General features: G+C 43.2%; 7 protein-coding genes. All 7 read left to right on the forward strand.

The window, feature by feature from the left end:
* The first annotated feature begins 207 nt into the window (after positions 1–207).
* Positions 208–1,845: an oligopeptide ABC transporter substrate-binding protein OppA gene (gene oppA, locus C1T29_RS07035; protein ID WP_040083451.1), complete on the forward strand. Its 1,638-nt coding sequence runs from the start codon at positions 208–210 to the stop codon at positions 1,843–1,845.
* Positions 1,846–1,951: 106 nt separating this feature from the next.
* Complete coding sequence (gene oppB / locus C1T29_RS07040; RefSeq protein WP_014479444.1) at positions 1,952–2,887, forward strand: oligopeptide ABC transporter permease OppB; 936 nt, start codon at positions 1,952–1,954, stop codon at positions 2,885–2,887.
* Positions 2,888–2,890: 3 nt separating this feature from the next.
* A complete protein-coding gene (gene oppC / locus C1T29_RS07045) occupies positions 2,891–3,808 on the forward strand; it encodes an oligopeptide ABC transporter permease OppC (protein WP_043857278.1) in 918 nt (305 codons plus the stop codon).
* Positions 3,809–3,812: 4 nt separating this feature from the next.
* Positions 3,813–4,889: an oligopeptide ABC transporter ATP-binding protein OppD gene (gene oppD, locus C1T29_RS07050; RefSeq protein ID WP_103748920.1), complete on the forward strand. Its 1,077-nt coding sequence runs from the start codon at positions 3,813–3,815 to the stop codon at positions 4,887–4,889.
* Between the two features lies 1 nt (position 4,890).
* Positions 4,891–5,808: an oligopeptide ABC transporter ATP-binding protein OppF gene (oppF, locus tag C1T29_RS07055; RefSeq protein WP_103748919.1), complete on the forward strand. Its 918-nt coding sequence runs from the start codon at positions 4,891–4,893 to the stop codon at positions 5,806–5,808.
* A 107-nt stretch (positions 5,809–5,915) separates the two neighbouring features.
* Positions 5,916–7,127 carry an MFS transporter gene (locus C1T29_RS07060; RefSeq protein WP_103748918.1) on the forward strand — a complete coding sequence of 404 codons (1,212 nt, stop codon included), beginning with the start codon at positions 5,916–5,918 and terminating at the stop codon, positions 7,125–7,127.
* Between the two features lie 163 nt (positions 7,128–7,290).
* Positions 7,291–7,841: GNAT family N-acetyltransferase (locus C1T29_RS07065; protein WP_208945643.1), on the forward strand; the 551-nt coding region annotated here is incomplete at its 3' end.

Genomic DNA, 7,841 nt, shown 5'->3' on the forward strand with positions numbered 1-7,841 from the left:
ATATTTTAAATTGATAAAATAATATTGCAATAAATTATTTGTTTCATTATAATGAACTTGTTCACTCTATTGTTACAGCTTTTTTACAAAAATAATCAGAAAAGACGGAACAGAATAAAAGTTATGGAAACTTAGGTTCATTTGTCTGATATTTCTGAGGATTTAGCCGTAAGGAGCTGAAAAATTCTTATTAGGGGGTTTGCGAATATGAAAAAACGTTGGTCGATTGTCACGTTGATGCTCATTTTCACTCTCGTGCTGAGCGCTTGCGGCTTTGGCGGCAGCGGATCAAACGGTGAAGGGAAAAAGGACAGTAAAGGAAAGACAACACTTAACATTAATATTAAAACTGAGCCGTTCTCCTTACATCCGGGATTGGCAAATGATTCAGTTTCAGGCGGTGTCATCCGTCAGACTTTTGAAGGATTGACACGCATCAATGCAGATGGGGAGCCTGAAGAAGGCATGGCATCTAAAATCGAAACAAGCAAGGACGGTAAAACATATACATTCACTATTCGTGATGGTGTGAAATGGTCTAATGGAGACCCTGTAACAGCACAAGATTTTGAATATGCTTGGAAATGGGCGCTTGACCCTAATAATGAATCACAATACGCTTACCAGCTCTACTACATAAAAGGTGCTGAAGCGGCGAATACAGGCAAAGGCAGCCTAGATGATGTGGCGGTAAAAGCCGTGAATGATAAAACGCTGAAGGTTGAATTAAATAACCCGACTCCATATTTCACTGAATTAACTGCGTTCTATACGTATATGCCGATCAACAAGAAAATTGCAGAGAAAAATAAAAAGTGGAATACAAATGCTGGGGATGATTATGTATCAAACGGGCCGTTCAAAATGACAGCATGGAAACACAGTGGTTCTATTACTCTCGAAAAAAATGACCAGTATTGGGATAAAGACAAAGTCAAACTGAAGAAAATTGATATGGTTATGATCAACAATAACAATACGGAATTGAAAAAATTCCAAGCTGGCGAACTTGATTGGGCCGGTTTGCCGCTCGGACAGCTTCCGACAGAATCTCTCCCTTCCTTGAAAAAAGACGGTTCTTTACATGTTGAGCCGATGGCAGGTGTGTATTGGTACAAATTCAACACTGAAGCTAAGCCGTTAGACAACGTCAATATCCGTAAAGCATTATCTTATGCGATTGACCGTCAATCGATTGTTAAAAACATTACGCAAGGAGAGCAAATCCCGGCAATGGCTGCGGTGCCGCCGACAATGAAGGGATTTGAGGATAACAAAGAAGGCTACTACAAAGACAACGATATCAAAACGGCAAAAGAATACCTTGAAAAAGGCCTAAAAGAAATGGGCTTAAGCAAGGCATCTGACCTTCCGAAAATCAAATTGTCTTATAACACTGATGATGCACATGCGAAAATCGCTCAAGCTGTACAAGAAATGTGGAAGAAAAATTTAGGCGTAAATGTTGAGCTTGATAACTCTGAATGGAATGTCTATATCGATAAGCTCCACAGCCAAGATTATCAAATCGGCCGTATGGGCTGGCTTGGCGACTTTAACGATCCTATTAACTTCCTAGAATTGTTCCGTGACAAAGACGGAGGAAATAACGATACGGGCTGGGAAAACCCAGAATTCAAAAAATTGCTGAATCAGTCACAAACTGAAACAGATCAAAACAAACGTGCAGAGCTGCTGAAAAAAGCGGAAGAAATTTTCATTGATGAAATGCCGGTCGCTCCAATTTATTTTTATACGATTCCTTGGGTACAAGACGAAAATCTGAAAGGAACCATTATTACTGGAACTGGAGAAATTTATTTCAGAAACGCGTACTTTCAATAAGTCTTATTTGTGAAAACAATAACCTCAAGGTATATGGGGACCTATTTCCCATATACCTTTCTTACTGAAGAATATAAAAAAGTAAAAACCATGGAGGTGTTCCCCCTTGCTAAAATATATCGGAAGACGCTTAGTCTATATGATTATCACACTATTTGTGATTGTAACTGTGACATTCTTCTTAATGCAAGCAGCACCGGGCGGGCCATTTTCAGGTGAGAAAAAGCTTCCGCCTGAAATTGAAGCAAACTTAAATACGCACTATGGCTTGGACAAGCCGCTGTTTGTACAATACGTCAGTTATTTGAAATCAGTTGCAATGTGGGATTTCGGACCATCATTTAAATATAAAGGTCAGAGTGTTAACGACCTGATCAATTCAGGTTTCCCCGTTTCATTCACTCTTGGAGCAGAAGCTATTCTCCTCGCTTTAGCGTTAGGTGTATTGTTTGGAGTCATTGCAGCTCTTTACCATAATAAGTGGCAGGATTATACCGTCGCGATTTTAACGATATTTGGTATTTCAGTTCCAAGCTTTATCATGGCGGCTGTTCTGCAATATGTGTTCTCCATGAAGCTTGGGCTGTTTCCGGTCGCGGGGTGGGAGTCCTGGGCATACACCTTTTTGCCTTCAATCGCACTTGCTTCCATGCCGATGGCGTTCATTGCCAGACTTTCCCGTTCAAGCATGATCGAAGTGTTAAACAGTGATTATATCCGCACTGCGAAAGCGAAAGGGCTGTCCCGTCCAGCGGTTACAGTGCGGCACGCCATTCGAAACGCGCTTTTGCCGGTTGTTACATACATGGGCCCGATGGCCGCCCAGGTCTTAACGGGAAGTTTTATCATTGAAACGATTTTTGGGATCCCGGGTCTTGGTTCACACTTCGTAAACAGTATTACAAACCGTGATTATACAGTCATTATGGGTGTAACGGTGTTCTTCAGTGTCATCCTGCTATTGTGTGTATTAATCGTAGACGTGCTTTACGGCATTATTGATCCGAGAATCAAGCTTTCCAAAGCAAAGAAAGGAGCCTAGGCCATGCAGAACATTCCGAAAAACATGTTTGAACCAGCCGCAGCGAATGCCGGCGATGCAGAAAAAATAAGTAAAAAGAGCCTTTCTCTCTGGAAAGATGCGATGCTTCGCTTCCGCAGCAATAAGCTTGCAATGGTCGGGCTTATCATTATCGTGCTCATTATCCTTATGGCCATTTTTGCGCCGGTGTTCTCAAGGTATGATTATTCAACTACTAATCTCTTAAATGCGGATAAGCCGCCTTCAAAAGATCACTGGTTCGGAACAGATGATCTTGGACGGGACATTTTCGTCCGTACATGGGTAGGAGCGCGAATCTCAATCTTTATCGGTGTCGCAGCCGCTGTTCTTGATTTGCTGATCGGCGTCATTTGGGGGAGCATTTCAGGCTTCCGCGGAGGAAGAACAGATGAAATTATGATGCGTATCGCTGATATCCTTTGGGCAGTTCCTTCATTATTAATGGTTATCTTACTGATGGTTGTTCTTCCGAAAGGGCTATTTACGATTATTATTGCCATGACGATTACGGGCTGGATTAACATGGCCAGAATCGTGCGCGGACAAGTGCTGCAGCTGAAGAATCAAGAGTATGTGCTTGCTTCACAGACACTGGGTGCAAAAACATCCCGTTTGCTGTTTAAACATATCGTGCCAAACGCAATGGGTTCCATTTTGGTCACGATGACATTGACAGTTCCTACTGCGATTTTCACAGAAGCCTTTTTAAGCTATTTGGGACTCGGTGTCCCGGCTCCGCTGGCAAGCTGGGGAACGATGGCTTCTGACGGATTGCCTGCATTGACCTATTATCCGTGGCGTTTATTCTTCCCTGCCGGATTTATCTGCATTACAATGTTTGGCTTTAACGTTGTCGGCGACGGATTAAGAGACGCATTGGATCCTAAGTTACGTAAATAAGGGAGTGATACGGGTGACACGCCTATTAGAAGTAAAAGATTTAGCAATTTCATTTAAAACATATGGCGGAGAGGTCCAAGCGATCCGCGGAGTGAATTTCCATCTGGAAAAAGGAGAGACGCTGGCTATCGTCGGAGAATCAGGTTCCGGAAAAAGTGTAACCTCTCAAGCAATCATGAAGCTGATTCCAATGCCTCCGGGTTATTTCAAACGTGGTGAAATCCTGTTTGAAGGGAAGGATCTGGTGCCGCTGTTCGAAAAAGAAATGCAAAATGTCCGGGGAAAAGAGATCGGCATGATATTCCAAGATCCGATGACATCCTTAAATCCAACGATGAAGGTCGGTAAACAAATTACGGAAGTGCTTTTTAAACACGAAAAGATCTCAAAGGAAGCGGCTAAAAAACGCGCGGTTGAACTGCTGGAATTAGTCGGTATCCCAATGCCGGAAAAGCGGGTGAACCAATTTCCGCACGAATTTTCAGGCGGTATGAGGCAGCGGGTTGTCATCGCCATGGCGCTTGCGGCGAATCCGAAGCTTTTGATCGCCGACGAGCCGACCACTGCACTTGATGTAACGATTCAAGCGCAAATTCTGGAATTGATGAAGGATTTGCAAAAGAAAATTGACACGTCCATCATCTTTATCACACACGATCTTGGTGTTGTGGCAAACGTTGCTGACCGGGTCGCTGTCATGTACGCGGGACAGATTGTAGAAACAGGTACGGTAGACGAAATTTTCTACGATCCGAGACATCCGTATACTTGGGGGCTTCTTGCATCCATGCCGACACTGGAAAGTTCAGGAGAGGAAGAGCTGACTGCCATTCCGGGCACGCCGCCTGATTTGACAAACCCGCCAAAAGGAGATGCTTTTGCCCCGCGGAGCCCTTATGCGATGAAAATCGATTTTGAACAGGAGCCGCCAATGTTTAAGGTATCTGATACTCATTATGTCAAATCGTGGCTGCTTCATCCCGACGCGCCAAAGGTAGAGCCGCCTGAAGCGGTAAAAGCGAAAATGCGTAAACTTGCAAACACGTATGAAAAACCTGTCTTAGTGAGAGAAGGTGAATAAATTGACTGAAAAACTATTAGAAATCAAACATTTAAAACAGCACTTTGTCACACCGAGAGGAACGGTTAAGGCTGTAGATGATTTATCATTTGATATCTATAAAGGTGAAACATTAGGGCTGGTTGGTGAATCTGGCTGCGGTAAATCGACAACAGGCCGAAGCATTATCCGGCTGTACGAAGCAACCGATGGTGAGGTGCTGTTCAACGGCGAAAATGTGCACGGAAAAAAATCGCGGAAAAAGCTGCTGGAATTCAACCGCAAAATGCAGATGATTTTCCAAGACCCATATGCGTCCCTGAATCCGAGAATGACAGTTGCTGATATTATTGCTGAAGGGCTTGATATTCATAAGCTGGCGAAAACGAAAAAAGAGCGGATGCAGCGGGTTCATGAACTATTGGAAACAGTGGGATTGAACAAGGAACACGCGAATCGCTATCCTCATGAATTTTCCGGTGGCCAGCGCCAAAGAATCGGGATTGCCAGAGCACTTGCTGTTGATCCGGAATTCATTATCGCGGATGAGCCGATTTCCGCTTTGGATGTATCCATTCAAGCACAGGTCGTGAATTTAATGAAAGAACTGCAAAAAGAAAAAGGGCTCACATACCTGTTTATTGCCCACGATTTATCGATGGTCAAATACATCAGCGACCGCATTGGAGTTATGTATTTTGGGAAACTGGTTGAACTTGCGCCGGCAGATGAGCTTTATGAGAATCCGCTTCATCCATATACAAAATCATTGCTTTCTGCGATTCCGCTTCCAGATCCGGACTATGAGAGAAATCGCGTCCGCCAGAAATATGATCCGTCCGTCCATCAATTAAAAGGTGGGGAAACGATGGAATTCCGTGAAGTCAAACCGGGACATTTTGTGATGTGCACGGAAGCCGAATTTAAAGCTTTTTCATGATTCATCAATCCTTCAAGAGAAATCTCTTGAAGGATTTTTTTGCGTCCTCATAGAAAGTGAGAATGATAACATTTACAATTAGAGGAAAATAGCGGAGGCGAAATACAATTCAATTTCTGCATAACAAAAATGTTTTTGCGCTATTGCTGTCTCAATCTCTTCAATCCTTAGCAGGAGTCCTTGTCACAATCGTTTTAATGGTCCGTGTTTATCAAATGACTGACTCCGTTTTTTTGGCTGGACTCGTATTATCGTTCATGTCGTTTGCAAGTATAGCTGCAAGCTTTTGCGTCTCTCCGGTGCTTCGCAATCTCGGTTTTAAAAAGGTGCTTGCGGGCGCAAATCTGCTGAGAGCGGTCTTTACAATCCTGATGGCATACAGTGTCACTCATCACGGACAGGCATTCTTTTGGATTACGCTGCTGTTTGTGTTCTGTTTTTCCTTCGCGGGCGCTTTTTTTCAGCCGGCAAGATTCGCGCTGTTGCCGATTATTGTTCCAAAAGAGCACTATGTAAAAGCGAATGGCGTGATCTCCCTTTCGAATCAATTAACAGCAGGCTGGGGCCTTGGAGGCCTTCTGACGTACGCCGTCCCTTTTGAAGTCGTTGTCGGTGCAGCCATTTGCCTGTTTGTTCTTTCGGGAGTTTCCCTCAAGGGGCTTCATATAAATGAAAAAACGACTGATGAAACAGATGAAAAAGCATCTGGCAGAAGTATATGGAAGGATTTAATGATTATTCCTATTGTAAGAGACATTACTTTTATGGACATGATAGAAGCTTTGGCGGGTTCTGTTTGGTCGTCTGCTATTCTTCTCGCCTTTACTGCGGTTGTTTTACATGAAACAGAAGCGTGGTGGGGGATGTTTAACGCTTCTTATTTTATAGGTGCCATTGTCGGCAGTGTGATTGCCATTCGTTTTTCTGCTTTTTTTGAGCGGAACATGGGCTGCGCTATTATTTTCTGCTCGCTTGTGATGGCGGCGCTGACCCTTCTGTTCTCAATTTCTACTATCCCGTTTTTATGCGCGCTGGCTTGTGCCGCAATGGGGCCTTTTTATCAGGTGCGTGATATTTGCCAGGAAACCATGCTGCAGGAGGTTATTCCCGAACAGAAACGTATCGGAATCATGGCTGCAAAAAATGCAATTTTAACTCCTTGGTCAGGCGTCACCTACTCCATTATGGGGTTAGTGGCTGATGCGGCTGGTGCGAAAACAGCTTTTATTGCAGCTGCTGCATTATATATCATGACTTTTCTGATTGCACTGGCACAGCCCCGGCTTGTTCATTACAGGCGGGAAAACCGGGTTCAATGAGATGCACTTCAGAATAAACGGAGCAGCTGGCTCCGTTCATTCTGAAAAAAAATGAAACCATGGCGGAAGTTCGTACGTCTTTATAGATGTAAGGCTGTTTAAACAAGAAGAAATGGGGTATATCTAAAAGTATGAAGACAATGAACTCATAAGGAGCAAATCAATGAACTGGTATGAAAAGCTTAGCGAGTACTTTCCAATTGAAGAAATGAAATCAAAAGCGCATATGGAAGCTCTTCTGAAAGAGCGAAGCGATATTTATCATAAAGATGAAGGCAAACATCATATTTTAATGTTTGCGGAATTCGATTCTTTTATTTTCGTTGATTATCTGTATGTGTCTAAGGATGCAAGAGGGCAGGGGCTTGGCGGCAAATTGATCGCAAAGCTGAAAAAGAAAAATAAGCCCATATTGCTCGAGGTGGAACCTGTGGATGAAGATGATACTGATACAGAAAAACGCCTGAGGTTTTATCAAAGAGAGCATTTCAAGCATGCTCAGTCAATTGGGTACCGTCGCCGGTCATTGGCTACGAATGAAGTAAACAAGATGGAGATTCTGTACTGGTCACCGAAAACAGAATCAGAAGAAGAAATTCTTGAAGCCATGAAACAGACATATGAAAACATTCATACTTATAAAGATGAGAAATGGTACGGAGAATCGTACGAAAAAACGGATGAAGTCTTGGAAATCATCGATGAAGAAAAACA

The sequence above is a fragment of the Bacillus sp. MBGLi79 genome, assembly GCF_002953915.1.